Source organism: Zobellella denitrificans (assembly GCF_002407485.1).
GTDB lineage: Bacteria > Pseudomonadota > Gammaproteobacteria > Enterobacterales > Aeromonadaceae > Oceanimonas > Oceanimonas denitrificans.
On the sequence record NZ_CP012621.1, the window covers coordinates 730,773 to 748,078 of the forward strand.

Sequence of the window (17,306 nt, forward strand, 5' to 3'; positions counted from 1 at the left end):
GTCCTAGCCTGCGAGTTTCAGTTGCCACAGGGGGGCGTCGGCCACCTGCAGCCGGGTAAGGTAGTCGAGAAGGGCGCCGCTGCCGGGCGCGGGCGGGTGCCGCTCCAGCACGGCGAGCAGCTCCTGCTGCTGCCAGCGCTCCAGCTCCAGCTCGTGTTGCAGCAACTGGCCGTAATCGTCCTCGTCGAGCTGTTCCTTCAGCCGTCGGCGCAGTTGCCGCCACTGGCCGAACAGGCCCCGGCGGGCCTCGAGCACCGGCAGGAACAGGGCCGGATCCGTGGCCAGCCCCTGCTCTTCCAGCAGCAACAGCAGCAACAGCAGATTGACGTTGGCGCCGTGTTCGTCCTGCAACTGCAGACAGGCGGCGGCCACCCCGGGGCGGGCGTAGTGCTGCTCGCCGAACTGCCAGAACTCGTCGGGGCCGATCATGACTGCTCCAGCTCTTCCAACTGCTCCTGCAGCGCCAGCCATTCGGCCTCGGCCTCGGCCAGTTGTTGCTGCAGGGGACTTTGCTCCTTCAGCAGTTGCTGCAGCCGGGCTTTGTGCTCGGCCTGGTAAATGTCCGGCTCCGCCAGTTGCCGCTCGAGGTCGGCCAGCTGCTGCTGGCAGCGCTCCATCTGGCTTTCCAGTTTGGCGATGGCCTTGCGCAGGGGCTGGGTCTGCTGGCGCAGCTCGGCCTGACGGCGTTTTTCCGCCTTGCGCCCCTGGGCGGAGTTGTCGCCGGCCGGGGCCGGCTGCTCCGGCTGCTCGGCCTTGTCCTGCTCCACCAGCCACTGGTGGTAGTCGTCCAGATCGCCGTCGAAGGGCTGCACCCGGCCGCCGTCCACCAGGTAGAATTCATCGGTGGTGGCGCGCAGCAGATGGCGGTCGTGGGAGACGATCACCATGGCGCCCTCGAATTCCTGCAGTGCCAGGGTGAGCGCCTCGCGCATGTCCAGATCCAGGTGGTTGGTGGGCTCGTCCAGCAGCAGCAGGTTGGGTTTCTGGTAGACGATGAGCGCCAGCACCAGCCGGGCTTTTTCGCCGCCGGAGAAGGGACCGACCGGCTCCTTCACCTTGTCGCCGCGAAAGTCGAAGCCGCCCAGGTAGTCGCGCAGGCTCTGCTCGCTGGCCTTGGGATCGAGCCGGGCCAGGTGGGTCAGCGGCGACTCCTCCGGGTGCAGGCTCTCCAGCTGATGCTGGGCAAAGTAGCCGAGCGCCACGCCCCGGCTCGCCTCCAGCTTGCCCGAGAGCGGCGTCAGCTCGCCCGCCAGCAGTTTGATAAAGGTGGACTTGCCGGCGCCGTTGCGCCCCAGCAGGCCGATGCGCGAGCCGGGCACCAGGTTGAGCTTGATCTCCGACAGCACCGCCTGGCCACCGTAGCCGGCAGCCAGCTTTTCCATGGCGATCAGCGGCACCGGCAGGCTGGCCGGCGGGCGGAAGTGGAAGCTGAACGGCGAGTCCACGTGGGCGGGCAGGATGCGCTCCATCCGCTCCATGGCCTTGAGCCGGCTCTGGGCCTGCTTGGCCTTGCTCGCCTTGTAGCGGAAGCGATCCACGTAGCTCTGCATGTGGCTGAGCGCGCGCTGCTGCTTTTCAAACATGGACTGCTGCAATGCCAGCTGCTCGGCGCGCATGCGCTCGAAGTCCGAGTAGTTGCCGGTGTATTCGTTGAGCCGGCTGTTCTCGATATGGATGATGCGGCCGACCACGGCATCGAGGAAGTCCCGGTCGTGGGAGATCAGGATCAGGGTGCCGGGGTAGCTTTTCAGCCAGCGCTCCAGCCAGATCACCGCGTCCAGGTCCAGGTGGTTGGTGGGCTCGTCCAGCAGCAGCAGGTCGGAGCGGCAGATCAGCGCCTGGGCCAGGTTGAGGCGCATGCGCCAGCCGCCGGAAAAGGCGCTCACCGGGCGGGACTGGGCGGCGTTGTCAAAGCCCAGGCCATGCAGCAGGCCGGCGGCGCGGGCGTGGATATGGTAGCCGCCGTGGGTGTCGAGTTTGCCGTGCAGCTCGGCGATGGCGATGCCGTCGTGGCGGGCCTCGGCCTGCTCCAGCTCCCGGCACAGGCGGCGGTATTCCCGGTCGCCGTCGATCACGTAGTCGAGCGCCGAGCAGTCCAGCGCCGGGGTTTCCTGGGCCACGCTGGCCAGCTGCCAGTCGGCGGGCAGGGCAAACTGGCCGCTGTCGATGCCGAGTTCGCCCTTGAGCAGGGCGAACAGGGTGGACTTGCCGCAGCCGTTCTTGCCCACCAGGCCGACCTTCTGGCCGCCGTGGATGGTGGCGCTGGCATCTTTCAACAGGGGGCGGCCGCCCCGGAGCAATTCAATCTGGCTGAGGGTGATCATAAGGGCCCGGCATCCGACAAAAAGCGTATTTTAGCCGGTTTTGCTCCCCGGATGACAGGGGGCGCCCAGCCAATGGCGGCAATCCTGCTCGAACTGGGGCAGGGAGGCAAAGCCGTGGCGGGCCAGCAGGCCTTCCCAGTCCGCGCTCTTGGGCAGTTCCCGCAGGATGAACAGCAGGGTGGCCTGGCGGCGCCAGCTGTCGGCGTCGCAGCCGAAACGCCGGCGAAAGGCGTCCTGCTCTTCCTCGGTCAGGGTGAAACCGGCCGGATCCTCGGTCAGCTTGCGGTACAGGGGCGGCTGGGCCTCGAAGGGCAAGAGGGCGTGGGGCAGCAGTTCGTCGTACAGGGCCCGGCACAGCCGGCCCTGGGCGCCCTGCCAGTCCCGCTCGCCCTGCCAGCCGGCCAGCTTGTCGGCCAGGGCCGCGAGCAGGGGGGAAGGGGTGATCCGGCCGCTGCCTTCAGGCTGGGCCAGGCGCAGGGAAAGATCCACCTGGCTCAGGCGGGTACCGGCGAAGCCGTGCCAGGCGAACAGGGTGTCGGCGGCGAGGAAAGCGGCCTCGCCGGCCGCCAGGGGGTAATGATGGCGGCCCAACTGGACAAGGCCGCTGCCCTGGTGCACCAGCAGCAAGCGGCCCTTGAGGTGGCGCTGGCGCTTGCCCGGCAGCAGGTGAGGATGAGGGAGCAACTGGTGGTGAATACTGTAATAGGCAGCGGTGGTCATTGTAGTCGGTTCGATTTTGGCGGAGAATCCGGGGCAGAGTGGTAACGAGGAGTTCAGCCGTGGAAACCCGTCGCAAGAAGCGTTTTATCGCCGGTGCCGTCTGCCCCCAGTGTCAGTCGATGGACACCATGATGCTGTATATGGAGCACGGTGTCGAGAAAGTCGAGTGCGTTCGCTGCGGTCATCACCAGAGCCAGGCCGGCAAAGAGGTGGAGGCGGCCGGCAATGGTGAGCTGATCGGGGTGTTCAAGCCGGAATAAGGCGACAAAACCATGTGAGCTGTGCGTACTTTGCGCAGTCGTTTGACGCTGCTCTTCCCAGCCTTACCCCCTCTGGGCTAGACTGGTATCGGCAGAGCAAGTGTTTTTATTCCCTGTGCCATCTTGATTTCTGCCAACCCATGGCCCTTCGGGGCCATCTTTTATTCTGCCCGCGCCGCATTTCCTCCGCTTTGACCATCAGGTATGCTATGGCCACATTCACGAGCAGGGCCATTCCCATGAAAGTATCCCAAAACACTGTGGTGACGCTGGACTTTACCGTCATCAATGCCGACGGCGACATCCTCGATTCCACCGAAGGCAAGCAGCCGCTGCAATACCTGCACGGCACCGGTTACCTGGTGGCCGGCCTGGAAGCGGAACTGGCCGACAAGGTGGTGGGCGAGGATTTCGAGGTGACCCTGAGCCCGGAGCAGGCCTATGGCGAATACGACGAGACCCTGGTGCAGTCGGTGCCCGGCGAGCTGTTCGACGGCATGGAGGTGTCCGAGGGTGATACCTTCGTGGCCGAGACCGACGAGGGACATCGCCCGGTGACCATCATCGAAGTGGCGGAAGAATACGTGAAGGTGGACGGCAACCACCCGCTGGCGGGCATGACCCTGAGCTTCAAGGGCGTGGTGCGCGAAGTCCGCGCCGCCACCGAGGAAGAGCTGGCCCACGGCCATGTGCATGGCGACCACGATCATCATCATCACGATCATGACGGCGGCTGCTGCGGCCACCACCACTGAGCCGGTTTCGGCAACCACAAAAAAGGCGCTGCGGCGCCTTTTTTGTTGCCCTCACCCCTCATATCAGTAATGGGGCGGCGGGGTTTCTTCCGCCTGGCTGGCGATCTGGCTGGGCTGCAGCTCCTTGAACTTCTTCACCAGCAGGCCGAGCTGGGTTTTGAGCCGGGCGATTTCCGCGCCCTGGGCGGTGATTTCCTGATTGAGCTGATCGATGGTGTCATCCTGGAAGGCCAGCCGGGTTTCCAGCTGTTCCAGGCGGTGGAGGTACTCTTCGTTCATTACCTTGTTCTCTCTGTACTGAGGGCCCAGGTTTCTCCCAGGCCGGCGGAGCTGATGCTGTAGATATGCCCCTGATCGCCGAAGGCCACCCCGTAGACCATGGCGCTGGCCGGCCGGAGCCGGGTGTGCAGCCCGACCTGCCAGCTCTGCAGCAGGAGACCGTCGTCCAGTTGCCACAGCGCCAGGCGGCGGGCGGTGCCGCCGGTGACCAGGCGGTTATTGGCCGGATCCAGGCGGGCGCTGACGAAGGTCTGGCCCCGGTGGGGAACCTGCAGCCTGGCCTGCAATTCCCCGCCGGGCAGGCGATGGATCTCTCCGCCACCCTGGGCATCGGCGCTGAAGGCGTAGCCGCCCTTGGCATCGAGGCGGGCCAGGCTGACGCTGTGGGGGTGCTGCCAGCGGGCGACGATGGCCGCATCGGTGGTCTGCCACAGGATCACCTGGCCGTCGTGGCTGGCGCTCAGGGCATAGCGACCGTTGGCGGAAAGGTCCACCGCGTTGATCCTGTCCTGGTGGCCCATAAACCGTAGCCGGCGGCCGCTGCGCAGGTCGACGTATTCCACCTCGCCGCCCTGGTAGCCGAGCAGCAGGCTCAGGCCGCCGTCGGCCAGGGCCAGGCTGCGCAGGGTATGGTCGAGTTGGTAGAAGCCCAGGTTGCGGCCCTGCTCCAGCGACCAGAGCGCGACCGTGTCGTTGGTGGCGGTGGCGGCGGTACGGCCGTCGGGCGAAATGGCGAGCAGTACGATATCCTGAGTGGATGCGCCCTGATACCAGTGGTAGAGCGGCTCCGCATCGCCCCGCTGCCACACCTGCACCGGGCCGGAACCGGTGGAGATCAGGGTGAAGCGGCCATCGGCGCTGGTTTCCGCCGCCAGCACCGTGCCCTCGGCATAACGGCTCTGCTGCAGGGGCCTGTCCGCCCCGTCACAGCCGGTCAGCAGCAGAAATGTGACGTACAGCGCTGTCGTCAGCCAGCGCATTGGCATTTTTGTCGGCTTGGGCTTTCGCATCGGCAAGTTGAAACGTTAGTATAGGTTCCGAGTTATAAGCATCTCATTTTCCATGGGGTTTTTCCCCTGTTCTGGAGTGAATAATGAAAAAACTGTTGCAAGTCAGCCTGCTGGCTTCCGCCGTCATGGTGGGTTTGAGTGGGTGCAAGGAAGAGCAGGCGACGGCGCCCGCACCGGCCGGCGAGTCGGCCGCGGCCCTGACCAGTTTCGAGGACAAGTCCGCCTACGCCATCGGCCTGTCGATGGGGCGCTATATCGGCTCCACCCTGGAGAAACAGCAGGAGCTGGGCGTCAGCCTTGACAACGACGTCATACTGCAGGGGGTACGTGACGGCTTCAACGATCAGGGACGGATGACCGACGAGGAAATCCAGGGTGCCCTGATGGCCTACGACGAGCACATCAACGAGCTGATCGAGACCCAGGCCAAGGAGCAGGCGGCGGCCACCCTGGAAGAGGGCAAGCGCTTCCTGGAAGAAAACGCCAAGCGTGAAGGGGTGCAGGTTACCGAGTCCGGCCTGCAGTACGAAGTGCTGAGCGAAGGCGACGGCGACAAGCCGGCGGCGGAAGACGTGGTCACGGTGCACTATGTGGGCACCCTGGTGGACGGCACCCAGTTCGACAGTTCCATCGACCGGGGCGAGCCGGCCAGCTTCCCGCTCAACCAGGTGATCCCGGGCTGGACCGAGGGCGTGCAGCTGATGCCGGTGGGCTCCAAGTACAAGCTGTACATCCCGGCCGATCTGGCCTACGGTGAATCCGGCGCCGGCACCATCCCCGGCAACGCCGTGCTGATCTTCGAAGTCGAGCTGCTGGATATCGAGCGAGCCGAGCAGCCGGAGCAATCCGAACAGCCCGAGACCCAGGAATAAACAGAGGGCGCCACTCGGCGCCCTTCTCTAAATCAGAGCAACTGCCGCCAGTCCTCCGGGTCTTGCAGCAGTTGCTCTTTTTGTTTTCTGGTCAGCTGCTTGAGCCGGTATTCCAGCTTCAGCGCCGTGGACTTGTCGGCCACTTCCTGCTGCCAGGCCAGGGTGGCCGGCCGGCGGGCCCAGACATAACGGGAGGCCAGGCTCTGCCGCTGATTGTGTTCCCGGCAGCGGCGCTCGGGATCCAGGCTGATGCCCGCATAGAGGCTGTGATCCCGGCAACGCAGCAGGTAGACAAACCAGCCATGGGCCTCGGCCGTGTCGGTGTCGTTCATGCCCATTAGTCTCCGTTAGGAGCCAGGTGGATGCTCAGCACCTGGGGGGGATAGCAGAGGCCGGTGGTGCAGCCCTGGTAGCGGAACTCGACCCGGCCGCCGTCGGCCGTCGCGCGCAGCGGCACCTGCAACTGCAACTCCTGGTGGTAGACCTGGCTCTGACCGAAATACTCGTCCTGGTGCGGCCTGCCCTCGGGCAGGGTCCAGTCGCCGAGCTCGGCCTGCTCCGCCGACAGCGCCAGGCTGTGGCGGTAGAGGTAGTAGCCGGACGCGATGTCCACCGTCAGCGTCAGCCGCCCGTCCCCCTGCCGGTGGCGGACGACAAAGGCCTGCTCCACCGGCAGGAAGGAGGGCGCGGCGGGGGCGGCTTTGGTCAGGCCCAGCCGTTCGAGCAGGCCGGCCTGGGCCGGCGCCAGGGGCAGGGCAAAGGCCAGCAGCAGTGCAGGGATACGCAGCAACATGGTGTTCCTTGTTGAAGGGGCCGGAGCCGGCCCGTCGGGGCCATCATAGCCGGAACTGCCCCCGGCCGCTTGACCTGGGTCATAAATCGGCGGTCGGGGCCGGGTCCGAGGCTTTCACTATAACGCCCTGCTGGGGTAAGGTCACCGCTGCGGGACGTTTGAAAACGGGCATCGTCGTCCCCATATGCTAGGTTTGACCCGTAACAACGCCCAAACGGCGCGAGCAGAGGTAACAGTGGGTAAAGTATTCTTGCTATTGGTCGGCGCCATCTTGCTGGAGATTTTCGTATTTATCGAGGTGGGCTCGGCCATCGGCGCCTGGAGCACCCTGGCACTGATCGTGCTCACCGCCGTGGTCGGCATCAGCCTGGTCCGCATTCAGGGCATTCAGACCCTGATGGAGGCCCAGCACAAGATCAACCGGGGCGAGCCGCCGGCGCGGGAGATGGTGTCGGGCATGATGCTGGCGCTGAGCGGCGTGCTGCTGCTGCTGCCGGGCTTCGTGTCGGATCTGGCCGGCCTGCTGCTGCTGTTGCCCCCGGTCAGGGTGGCCCTGGCGGAGCGCTTCCTGAGCCGGGCCCATGTGCGCGGCCACAAGGGTCACACCTTCAGTGCCGAGTATTACTATCACAGCGAGGTCCGCCGGCCCGAGGAGCGGCTGCGGGACCACAGCCCCGGCAGCACCTTCGACGGTGAATACGAGCGCAAGGACGACAACAAGTAGCCCTCCCGCCGGCGACCGCCTGGCCGTCTCCGTCAGCCTCCCGCTTCCCGCTAGGCGCTCTTCTCTGCCAACGGATGGTTGATCCGCCAGGGGAAGCGCTGCCAGGCGAACAGGCAGGCCAGCAGTCCGGCCAGGATGTTGGCCAGCAGTATGCCGGCAAACAGCCCCGCTTCCCCGGCCCAGCCCGCCCCCAGCCAGGCCAGGGGCAGCAGCAGCCCGAACAGGCGGATGCCGTTCAGCAGCAGGGAAATGCCGGAGACCCGCAGGCCGTTCAGGGCCGAGGCCAGCAGCATGAAGCAGCCCTGCAACCCGTAGCCCAACGGCACCAGCCGCAGGTAGAACTCCAGGTGCCGGGCGACCTCGGGGCTGTCGGTGAACAGCCGGGCCACCAGCGGCGCCAGCAGCCACAAGGCACCGAACACCAGCAATTGAAACCCCACCGCGAAGCGCATCGCCAGCAGCAGGGCCTGGCGGCTGCGCTCGTGCAGGCCGGCGCCGGTGTTCTGGGAGATAAAGGGCGCCAGCACCGAGCTCAGCGCCATCATCACTATCATCACCAGGGCTTCGATGCGGGAGGCTGCACCATAGGCGGCCACCACCTCGGTCCCCAGCCCCGCCAGCAAGGTGAGCAGCAGGGCGGTGGCGACGGGATTGAGCATGTTGGTAAAGGAGGCGGGAATGGCCACGTGCAGCAACTGGCGCCAGTGGCCGGGCAACTGGCGCAGGGCGGTCAGGGGCCACACCAGCAGCCGCTCGCGCCGGCGCAGCAGGTAAAGCCCCACTACCATGGCCATCAGCCAGGAGCAGGCCGAGGCGATGGCGGCTCCCCGGATGCCCAGCTCCGGGAAGGGGCCCAGGCCGAAGATCAGCAGGGGATCGAGCAGGCCGTTGACCAGGCCGGCCACCGTCATCACCAGGCTGGGGGTGTGGGTATCGCCGGTGGCGCGGATGGCGGCGTTGCCGACCATGGGCAGCACCAGCAGGGGCACCGTCAGGTACCAGATCTGCATGTAGTCGCGGATCAGCGGCAGCAGCTCGTCACCGGCACCCAGCCAGCGGAACAGGGGGGTGATGGTGGCGGCGCCCAGGATCGCCAGCAGGCTGACCAGCAGCAGGGCCAGCAGCAGGCCGTGGCTGGTGAACTGGGCGGCCAGGCCCTGGTTGCCGGCGCCGAGGGCCTGGCCCAGGCTGGCCGACAGGCCGGCACCCAGCCCCATGGCCAGGGAGATCACCATAAAGGTCACCGGAAAGGTGAAGCTCACCGCCGCCAGGGCGTCGGTGCCCAGCAGGCCGATAAAGAAGGTGTCCACCAGGTTGAAGGCCTGGATGGCGACGATGCCGAGCGCCATGGGCCCCGTCATCCTGACCAGTTGCGGGCCGATGGGCGCGGTGAGCAGGGAATTGTGTCTTGCCACTGAGCATCTCTTGATCTGGGGAGCCGGCGCCGCCGGCAGCGGTGGTCATGATAACGCCCGGGCGCTTTCTTTAAAAAATTTTTGTGCTTTGCCCTTGAAGGCCGAAAAACCGCTCCCATATAGAAGGTCAACGGAACAGTTTGCGGCCATCGGCCGTTTATCTCACAAGGTAACAACACTCATTGGGAGAGTTATCGATGAACATTCGTCCATTGCACGATCGCGTCATTATCAAACGTATTGAAGCCGAGTCAAAATCTGCCGGCGGTATTGTTCTGACCGGCTCTGCCGCCGAGAAATCCACTCGTGGCGAAGTCCTGGCTGTTGGTAATGGCCGCGTACTGGACAACGGTGAAGTGAAGGCCATGTCCGTCAAGGTCGGTGACAAGGTGATCTTCAACGAAGGTTTTGGTGTGAAAACCGAGAAGCTGGATGGCCAGGAAGTCCTGATCCTGTCCGAAAACGACATTCTGGCTATCGTCGAAGAATAATCCGGTTCATCAACTTTTTAAGGAAGATAAACAATGGCAGCTAAAGACGTAAAATTTGGTAACGACGCCCGCGTAAAAATGCTGAAAGGCGTGAACATCCTGGCCGATGCCGTCAAGGTGACCCTGGGCCCGAAAGGCCGCAACGTGGTGCTGGACAAGTCCTTCGGCGCCCCCAACATCACCAAGGACGGCGTGTCCGTGGCCAAGGAAATCGAGCTGGAAGACAAGTTCGAGAACATGGGCGCCCAGATGGTGAAGGAAGTGGCCTCCAAGGCCAACGACGAGGCCGGTGACGGCACCACCACCGCCACCGTACTGGCCCAGTCCATCGTCAACGAAGGCCTGAAGGCCGTGGCCGCCGGCATGAACCCCATGGATCTGAAGCGCGGCATCGACAAGGCCGTGATCAAGGCGGTGGAAGAGCTGAAGGCCCTGTCCGTGCCCTGCAAGGACACCAAGGCCATCGCCCAGGTGGGTACCATCTCCGCCAACTCCGATGAGAAGGTCGGCGCCCTGATCGCCGAAGCCATGGAAAAAGTGGGCACCGACGGTGTCATCACCGTGGAAGAAGGCCAGGGCCTGGAAGACGAGCTGGACGTGGTGGAAGGCATGCAGTTCGATCGCGGCTACCTGTCTCCCTACTTCATCAACAAGCAGGAAACCGGCACCGTCGAGCTGGACGACCCCTTCATCCTGCTGGTCGACAAGAAAATCTCCAACATCCGCGAGCTGCTGCCGGTGCTGGAAGGCGTGGCCAAGCAATCCAAGCCGCTGCTGATCGTGGCCGAGGACGTGGAAGGCGAAGCCCTGGCCACCCTGGTGGTGAACAACATGCGCGGCATCGTGAAGGTGGCCGGCGTCAAGGCACCTGGCTTCGGCGACCGCCGCAAGGCCATGCTGCAGGACATCGCCGTCCTCACCGGTGGCACCGTGATTTCCGAGGAAGTGGGCCTGGAGCTGGAAAAAGCCACCCTGGAAGACCTGGGCCGCGCCAAGCGCGTGGTGATCACCAAGGACAACACCACCATCATCGATGGCGTGGGTGAAGTCGAGGCCATCAACGCCCGCGTGGCGCAGATCCGTCAGCAGATCGAAGAGTCCTCTTCCGACTACGACAAAGAGAAGCTGCAGGAGCGCGTGGCCAAGCTGGCCGGCGGCGTGGCCGTGATCAAGGTGGGTGCCGCCACCGAAGTGGAAATGAAAGAGAAGAAGGCCCGCGTCGACGACGCCCTGCACGCCACCCGTGCCGCGGTGGAAGAAGGCGTGGTGCCCGGTGGCGGTGTGGCCCTGGTGCGTGCCGCCGCCAAACTGGGTGGCCTGACCGGTGACAACGAAGACCAGAACGTGGGCATCAAGGTCGCCCTGCGCGCCATGGAAGCCCCGCTGCGCCAGATCGTCAGCAACGCCGGCGAAGAAGCGTCCGTGGTGGTGTCCAAGATCAAGGCCAGCGAAGGCAACTTCGGCTACAACGCCGGCAACGACACCTACGGCGACATGCTGGAGATGGGCATCCTGGATCCGACCAAGGTGACCCGCTCCGCCCTGCAGTTCGCCGCCTCCGTGGCCGGCCTGATGATCACCACCGAAGCCATGGTGACCGAGCTGCCGAAAGACGCCGCTCCGGCCATGCCCGACATGGGTGGCATGGGTGGCATGGGCGGCATGATGTAATCGCCCGACCCTGCGTCATAAATAGCGACCGGGCCCCTGTGGCCCGGTTTTTTTTGTTTTCGGCGCCGGCAAATTCCGCTTTCTTGTCCCCGTCGCCAAATTACACTTCAGGTTGGCGGGGAGATTTGGGTATCATGTTTTTTTGGTTTTTCGGGTCTTTTTGAGTCTTTTTGGATGGACCCGTCCCGTGGCCGTGCCGTGGTGGCCAGTCCCCTGGGCTTAAGGAGGAGCGGTAATGAAACTCATAGGCTTGGTACTGATGCTGTTGCTGTCCTGGCAGGGAAAGGCGGCGGAGCCGGTGGTGCTTACCATCGTCGGCAATATCCAGCTCGACGGGCGCTCCTATGAACGGCTGGATTACACCCTGGCCGAGCTGCAGGCCCTGCCCCAGGCCGATATCACCACCGTCCATCCCTGGGTGGAGGAGGCGCGTACCTACCGGGGGCCGGAGCTGGCGCTGCTGCTGGAGAGGCTGTTCGGCCACGCCAGGGTCAGGACCCTCTACCTGGAGGCCCTCAACGGCTTCAGCGTCGCCGTCGACTGGCAGAAAGTGGCTCCCTTTACGCCCATCCTGGCCTGGCAGGAGAACGACAAGGTGATGAGCCGGCGGGACAAGGGACCCTTGTGGCTGATGCTGCCCTTCGACCAGGTACCCGAGCTGCAGCAGGCGGACTTCCTGCATTTCATGGCCTGGCAACTGCGGCAGATCCGCGTTCATACGGAACCCATGTGAGTCATCCCTTGCTGCCCTACGTCGGCACCGGTACCGAATACGGTCGGGTGCACCCGCTCAAGGTCGTCGCCGCCCTGCTGCTGCTGGGGATCATGGTGATGTTCGGCGGCGGCGCCACCCATACCCTGTACGGCATCCACCAGCACAACAGCCTGCTGGAGCAGCGCACCTACGAGGTGCCCTGGTCACTGATGCAACTGCAGTTGGAAATGGGGCGTTTTCTCGACGCGGTGCGCCTGTTCCACGCCGATGCCATCCGCCATGACGAGCTGATGCTGCGCTACGACATCCTCTGGAGCCGGACGCCGGTGCTGCTCAGCAGCCAGTTCAAGGACACCCTCAGTGAGCGCCCCGATCTGTGGCTGCTGATCCAGCAGATTGAGTCCAGGGTGAGGGGACTGGAGCAGCAGGTGCAGGCCTTGGTGCCCGGGTCACCCGGCTACCAGCTGATCCTGGCGGAGCTGAACCCCTACCTGGAGCCCCTGTCCCGGACCGTCACCGCCACCATGCACGGCAACGTGCGCTTTTATGCGGAATACGATCAGGCCTACCGGCTGATGGGGCAGCGGCTCTATGTCCAGATCGTCGGCCTTTTCGTCAGCGCCGCCCTGTTGTTGCTGTTGCTGCTGCGGGAGCTGTGGCGTTACCGGAGCCAGCAGTTGCGGGATCCCCTGACCGGCCTGCCCAACCGTTTCGCCCTGCAGCGGCGCATGGCGCCGATGATCGAGCAGGGCATTCCCTTCAGCGTGACCGTGCTGGAGCTGGAGGACTTTTCCCAGCACCATCACCGGTTCGGTTTCGAGGTGGCCGATCGCCTGCTGCAGGCCTTTAGCCAGCGCCTGCAGCAAAGCCTGCAGCCCCACGAGTTTATCGCCCAGTTCGGCCGGGAAGGGGTGGTGGTGCTGGCCAGGGGCGTGGTGGAGCTGGAGGAGGTCAGGGCCCAGCTGTCCCGCTTCCGCCAGGCGCTGACGGAAAAAGAGGCTATCGATAGTTACGACTTCTATATGACGCCGGTGATCGGCGTGGTGCTCTATCCGGCGGACGGGGACAACCTGGTGGATCTGCTGGCGCGGGGCGAACTGGCGCTGGAGCTGTGCAAGCGGGACCGGCTGCCCTATGTGATTTTCGATCCCTCTTTGCTGAAGGAAATGGCGCGCCGGCAACGGCTGGCCCGGGATCTGCCGGCGGCCCTGGACAGCAGCAGCCTGGGGCTCTGCTTTCAGCCCCTGACCGAGCCCCGCAGCGGTGATTGCGCCGGCCTGCAAACCCTGCTGCACTGGCATCACCCGGGCTTCGGCATGATATCGTCCACCGAACTGTTGCGGGTCACCGAGCAGTTCCAGCTGTCGGAGCGGGTCTTCATGTGGATGTTGACCAATGCCTGCCGCCACCTGCGGCGCTGGCAGGAGCTGGAGGAGCCGGGGCTCTTCGTCAGCCTGAAGTTACCGCCGTCCCTGTTTCGGGACGGACTGGAGCGGCGCATCCTGCCGGTGCTGGAGCAGCATGGCCTGGCGGCCGGCAGCCTGGTGCTGGATCTCGATGAAAGCATGGTCATGCAGGATGCGTTCGAGGCACAGGCCATCATGGCCGCGCTCGGTGCGGCCGGTATCCGCATGACCCTGGCCGACTTCGGCAGCGGCTGTTCGTCCTGGGGAAGCCTGTCGCGGCTGCCGATCAGTTGGCTCAAACTGGATCCGACCTTCTGCAGCGGCATAGAGCGGCCCGGAGAGGCCCGCCAGCAGCTGGAGACCCTGTTCGGCCTGGGACGGCTGCTGGGGTATCCGCTGATCTGCTGCGGGGTGGATCACGAGGCGGAACTCGGGGTGCTCAGTGGCATGGCTGGCGAGCTGCTGGTACAGGGGGATTGGGTCGGGGCGCCGTTGGCGGCGGTCGAGGTGCCGGGCTGGCTCAAGCGTCGCCAGCCCTGAGGGCCGGCGACGTATCGCCTCAGGACAGGCGGAGGAACTGGCCCAGGGTGGAAGCCAGCAGCTGGATCTTGTGCACCATGCGCCCCAGCAGGGCCTGGTATTCCTCGTCCGTGCTCATCTCCAGCAGCTCCAGCTCTTCCGCCAGCTCCGCCACATAGGGCATGAAGTGGTCGGCATGGGTGGTGAACTGGCTGTCTTCGCGCAGTACGGCACTGAACTTGGCCTGGCCCTTGGCGCGCAGCCCGGCCAGTTTCTTGTCGGCGTCGATGGCCTGGTGATAGAGCTCTTTGAGGGTGTCATGCAGCTTGGCGGTGACGGAGTCGTGCATTGGTGTTCCTTAACGGGGTTCAAGACCGAGATCTAACGGGGTTTTGCTGGTTTCGCCGCCGACTTCCCGCACCAGCCGGGGCACCAGAAAGCCGGGCAGCCGGGCCAGCAGCCGGGCCATGAGTGCCCTGGCCTGGTCGTCGCCGACCGCGAAGTGGGCCGCGCCCTGCACCTGGTCGAGCTGATGCAGGTAGTAGGGCAGGACGCCGGCCTCGAACAGCCGCTCCGAAAGCGCCTCGAGCACCTCGGCGTCGTCGTTGACCCCGGCCAGCAGCACGCTCTGGTTGAGCAGGGTGATGCCGGCCCGGCGCCAGTCCTGCAGGGCCTCGGCCAGGATGTCGTCCACCTCCTGGGCGTGGTTGACGTGCAGTACCAGCACCGCCCGCAGCCGGCTGCGGGCGAGACGGGCTTTAAGGGCCCCGGTCAGTCGGGCCGGGATCACCACCGGCAGCCGGCTGTGGATGCGCAGCCGTCGCAGGTGGGGAATGGCCTCCAGGGCGTCGAGCAGGGTGGCGAGCTGCTCGTCCTTGGCCATCAGCGGATCGCCGCCGGAGAGGATCACCTCGTTGATGCCGGGATCGGCGGCGATGTAGTCCAGGGCCTCGCGCCAGCCTTCCCGTCCCGGGCTGTTGTCGGCGTAGGGAAAGTGGCGGCGAAAGCAGTAGCGGCAATTGATCGCGCAGCCGCCGCGCAACACCAGCAGCACCCGGGAGCGATACTTGTGCAGCAGGCCGGGCAGGGCGCTGTCGTGTTCGTCGAGCGGATCGGCGACGAAGCCGGGTACCTCGGCGAATTCCTCGCCCAGGGGCAGCACCTGGCGCAGCAGGGGATCCCGGGGATCGCCCGGGCGCATCTTGTCGGCGAAGGGACGGGGGACGCGCATCGGAAACAGCCGGCGGGCCGGGAAGCCGGCTTGCCAGGGCGTGGGATCGATATGCAGGTAATCCAGCAGTTGTTCGGGCGAGGTAAAGGCCCGGGCAAGTTCTTTTTGCCAGTTAATATGTAAATCGCCCCCGTTTAGGGGTATCATTGCCGGCATTTTCTGCAACTCTGTCAAATTCACGAGGGTAAAATGGCCTCTTATAGTACCAACGAATTCCGCTCCGGCCTAAAGATTATGCTGGACGGCGAGCCTTGCGCCATTATCGAAAACGAATTCGTCAAGCCCGGCAAGGGCCAGGCCTTCAACCGTGTTAAAATCCGCCGCCTGCTGAACGGCAAGGTGCTGGAAAAGACCTTCAAGTCCGGCGACACCGTGGAAGCGGCCGATGTCATGGACATGGAACTGGCCTACCTGTACAACGACGGCGAGTTCTACCACTTCATGAACAACGATACCTTCGAGCAGCTGGCCGCCGACGACAAGGCGGTGGGTGATGCCAAGCTGTGGCTGAAGGAGCAGGACGTCTGCATCCTGACCCTGTGGAACGGCTCCCCCATCTCCGTGACCCCGCCCAACTTCGTGGAGCTGGAAGTGGTGGAAACCGATCCGGGCCTGAAGGGCGACACCGCCGGCACCGGCGGCAAGCCCGCCACCCTGAGCACCGGCGCCGTGGTACGGGTACCGCTGTTCATCCAGATCGGCGAAGTGCTGAAGGTCGACACCCGCTCCGGCGAATACGTGTCCCGGGTGAAGTAAGCGATTCGCTTTTCAATAAAAACGGCGCCTTTCGGCGCCGTTTTTTATGGTGAAGAGTGAGGCGACAGGAGTGAGGCGAAAACGGTTTTGCCAAGCAGGGGTACTGTAGAGCCCCCTCACCCCTTACCCCTCACCTCTTACGTCTTACCTCAGGCGTCTCACTCTTTACCGTAAACGTTGTTTTCCTGCTCCCGCACCCGGATAAAGGTGGTGCGCTTGGTCAGCTCCTTCAGCCGCTGGGCGCCCACATAGGTGCAGGTGGAGCGCACGCCGCCGAGGATGTCCTGCACCGTTTCCTCCACCGGCCCGCGGTAGGACAGTTCCACCGTCTTGCCTTCCGCCGCCCGGTACTTGGCCACGCCACCGGCGTGCTTTTCCATGGCGCTGGAAGAGCTCATGCCGTAAAACGTCATAAAGGCCCGGCCGTCCCGTTCGATGATCTCGCCACCGCACTCCTCGTGGGCCGCCAGCATGCCGCCCAGCATCACGAAGTCGGCGCCGCCGCCAAAGGCCTTGGCCACGTCGCCCGGGCAGGTGCAGCCGCCGTCGCCGATGATCTGGCCGCCCAGGCCGTGGGCGGCGTCGGCGCACTCGATGATGGCCGACAGCTGGGGATAGCCGACCCCGGTCTTGACCCGGGTGGTGCACACCGAACCCGGGCCTATGCCCACCTTGACGATGTCGGCGCCGGAGAGGATCAGCTCCTCCACCATTTCACCGGTGACCACGTTGCCGGCGATGATGGTGTGGCCCGGGCACTGGCTGCGCACCCGGCTGACGAAGGAAGTGAAATGCTCGCTGTAGCCGTTGGCCACGTCGATGCAGATAAAACCGAGTTCGTCGGACAGGGCCAGGATCTGCTGCAGCTTCTCGAAGTCCTTGTCGGAGGTGCCGGTGGAGACGATGACGTGCCTGAGCAGGTCGGCGCCGGTCTCCGCCACGAAGGCCCGCCACTCGTCGACCGAGTAATGCTTGTGTACCGCCGTCAGCATATCGTGGCGGGCCAGGGCCCGGGCCATGGCGAAGGTGCCGACGGTATCCATGTTGGCGGCGATCACCGGCACCCCGGACCAGCGCCGACCCGAATGCTTAAAGGTGAATTCCCGGTCCAGCTCGACCTGGGAACGGCTGTTGAGGGTGGAGCGCTTGGGGCGAAACAGCACATCCCTAAAGCCCAGTTTCAAGTCTTCTTCGATACGCATGGTGTAACCTCGATAAGTGACAGGCACAAAAAAACCGGGGGTTTTTTAGGCCCCCGGTTTTCAGCATTCTAGTTCGGGTTATTTTTTTTGCAACTATCCTGACTCACTGTTCAATAATTATTTTTATGCAAAGATAGATTGCGGGGCTCATTCCTGACCCGAA

At 64.6% G+C, this 17,306-nt stretch carries 20 protein-coding genes; 9 read left to right on the plus strand and 11 right to left on the minus strand.

All coding sequences use genetic code 11. The features are described from left to right. Positions 1-3 precede the first annotated feature (3 nt). From AN401_RS03465 to AN401_RS03475, 3 genes are read right to left on the minus strand one after another with little or no spacing between them, the layout of a single operon-like run. Complete coding sequence (locus AN401_RS03465; protein ID WP_096778551.1) at positions 4-429, minus strand: TIGR02444 family protein; 426 nt, start codon at positions 427-429, stop codon at positions 4-6. Next, entirely contained in the window at positions 426-2,324 is a 1,899-nt protein-coding gene (locus tag AN401_RS03470) for an ABC transporter ATP-binding protein (RefSeq protein ID WP_094039928.1), read from the minus strand. Before AN401_RS03470 ends, AN401_RS03465 begins: the two co-directional genes overlap by 4 nt. A 30-nt stretch (positions 2,325-2,354) precedes the next feature. Further along, the gene (locus AN401_RS03475; protein ID WP_096778552.1) at positions 2,355-3,044 is read right to left on the minus strand and encodes a hypothetical protein; all 690 of its coding nucleotides are present in this window, start codon (positions 3,042-3,044) and stop codon (positions 2,355-2,357) included. Positions 3,045-3,103: 59 nt separating this feature from the next. Between AN401_RS03475 and AN401_RS03480 the strand changes: the two genes are divergently transcribed. Together AN401_RS03480 and slyD are read left to right on the plus strand one after the other, a co-directional pair. After that, entirely contained in the window at positions 3,104-3,304 is a 201-nt protein-coding gene (locus AN401_RS03480) for a YheV family putative zinc ribbon protein (RefSeq protein ID WP_094039930.1), read from the plus strand. Positions 3,305-3,543: 239 nt separating this feature from the next. Next, positions 3,544-4,059 carry a peptidylprolyl isomerase gene (gene slyD / locus AN401_RS03485; RefSeq protein WP_094039931.1) on the plus strand — a complete coding sequence of 172 codons (516 nt, stop codon included), beginning with the start codon at positions 3,544-3,546 and terminating at the stop codon, positions 4,057-4,059. A 63-nt stretch (positions 4,060-4,122) separates the two neighbouring features. On the opposite strand, the gene AN401_RS03490 is transcribed toward slyD, so the two are convergent. Further along, positions 4,123-4,338 (minus strand): SlyX family protein, encoded by a 216-nt coding sequence (locus AN401_RS03490; protein ID WP_094039932.1) that lies wholly within the window; start codon positions 4,336-4,338, stop codon positions 4,123-4,125. Continuing rightward, positions 4,338-5,324 (minus strand): WD40 repeat domain-containing protein, encoded by a 987-nt coding sequence (locus tag AN401_RS03495; RefSeq protein WP_232513377.1) that lies wholly within the window; start codon positions 5,322-5,324, stop codon positions 4,338-4,340. Before AN401_RS03495 ends, AN401_RS03490 begins: the two co-directional genes overlap by 1 nt. Positions 5,325-5,431: 107 nt before the next feature. On the opposite strand from AN401_RS03495, the gene fkpA reads away from it, so the two are divergent. Next, a complete protein-coding gene (gene fkpA, locus AN401_RS03500) occupies positions 5,432-6,220 on the plus strand; it encodes an FKBP-type peptidyl-prolyl cis-trans isomerase (protein ID WP_096778553.1) in 789 nt (262 codons plus the stop codon). A 32-nt stretch (positions 6,221-6,252) separates the two neighbouring features. Here fkpA and AN401_RS03505 read toward each other — a convergent pair whose 3' ends face one another. Together AN401_RS03505 and AN401_RS03510 are read right to left on the minus strand one after the other, a co-directional pair. After that, positions 6,253-6,552 carry a GIY-YIG nuclease family protein gene (locus AN401_RS03505; RefSeq protein ID WP_096780292.1) on the minus strand — a complete coding sequence of 100 codons (300 nt, stop codon included), beginning with the start codon at positions 6,550-6,552 and terminating at the stop codon, positions 6,253-6,255. A 5-nt stretch (positions 6,553-6,557) separates the two neighbouring features. After that, a complete protein-coding gene (locus AN401_RS03510; protein WP_096778554.1) occupies positions 6,558-7,013 on the minus strand; it encodes a protein-disulfide reductase DsbD domain-containing protein in 456 nt (151 codons plus the stop codon). Positions 7,014-7,248: 235 nt separating this feature from the next. Here AN401_RS03510 and AN401_RS03515 point away from each other — a divergent pair, with 235 nt between their 5' ends. Beyond that, positions 7,249-7,737 carry an FxsA family protein gene (locus tag AN401_RS03515; protein ID WP_232513378.1) on the plus strand — a complete coding sequence of 163 codons (489 nt, stop codon included), beginning with the start codon at positions 7,249-7,251 and terminating at the stop codon, positions 7,735-7,737. Between the two features lie 50 nt (positions 7,738-7,787). Here the strand turns inward: AN401_RS03515 and AN401_RS03520 are convergent, their stop codons facing one another. Further along, complete coding sequence (locus AN401_RS03520; RefSeq protein ID WP_269769025.1) at positions 7,788-9,152, minus strand: MATE family efflux transporter; 1,365 nt, start codon at positions 9,150-9,152, stop codon at positions 7,788-7,790. 197 nt (positions 9,153-9,349) lie between these two features. On the opposite strand from AN401_RS03520, the gene AN401_RS03525 reads away from it, so the two are divergent. The 4 genes from AN401_RS03525 (at position 9,350) to AN401_RS03540 (ending at position 13,975) form a co-directional block, all read left to right on the plus strand. Beyond that, positions 9,350-9,643: a co-chaperone GroES gene (locus AN401_RS03525; RefSeq protein ID WP_094040257.1), complete on the plus strand. Its 294-nt coding sequence runs from the start codon at positions 9,350-9,352 to the stop codon at positions 9,641-9,643. A gap of 33 nt (positions 9,644-9,676) precedes the next feature. Continuing rightward, entirely contained in the window at positions 9,677-11,314 is a 1,638-nt protein-coding gene (groL, locus tag AN401_RS03530; RefSeq protein ID WP_094040258.1) for a chaperonin GroEL, read from the plus strand. Between the two features lie 235 nt (positions 11,315-11,549). Then, entirely contained in the window at positions 11,550-12,047 is a 498-nt protein-coding gene (locus AN401_RS03535; RefSeq protein WP_096778555.1) for a molybdopterin-binding protein, read from the plus strand. Beyond that, positions 12,044-13,975, plus strand: a complete 1,932-nt coding sequence (locus AN401_RS03540) for a GGDEF and EAL domain-containing protein (RefSeq protein WP_232513379.1) — start codon at positions 12,044-12,046, stop codon at positions 13,973-13,975. Before AN401_RS03535 ends, AN401_RS03540 begins: the two co-directional genes overlap by 4 nt. Before the next feature lie 19 nt (positions 13,976-13,994). On the opposite strand, the gene AN401_RS03545 is transcribed toward AN401_RS03540, so the two are convergent. Continuing rightward, the gene (locus AN401_RS03545) at positions 13,995-14,303 is read right to left on the minus strand and encodes a hypothetical protein (RefSeq protein ID WP_094040260.1); all 309 of its coding nucleotides are present in this window, start codon (positions 14,301-14,303) and stop codon (positions 13,995-13,997) included. A gap of 9 nt (positions 14,304-14,312) precedes the next feature. Then, positions 14,313-15,332 (minus strand): EF-P beta-lysylation protein EpmB, encoded by a 1,020-nt coding sequence (epmB, locus tag AN401_RS03550; protein WP_198401799.1) that lies wholly within the window; start codon positions 15,330-15,332, stop codon positions 14,313-14,315. 42 nt (positions 15,333-15,374) lie between these two features. On the opposite strand from epmB, the gene efp reads away from it, so the two are divergent. Next, a complete protein-coding gene (efp, locus tag AN401_RS03555) occupies positions 15,375-15,941 on the plus strand; it encodes an elongation factor P (RefSeq protein ID WP_096778557.1) in 567 nt (188 codons plus the stop codon). 158 nt (positions 15,942-16,099) lie between these two features. Here the strand turns inward: efp and AN401_RS03560 are convergent, their stop codons facing one another. Then, a complete protein-coding gene (locus tag AN401_RS03560; RefSeq protein WP_096778558.1) occupies positions 16,100-17,143 on the minus strand; it encodes a GMP reductase in 1,044 nt (347 codons plus the stop codon). Between the last annotated feature and the right edge of the window lie 163 nt (positions 17,144-17,306).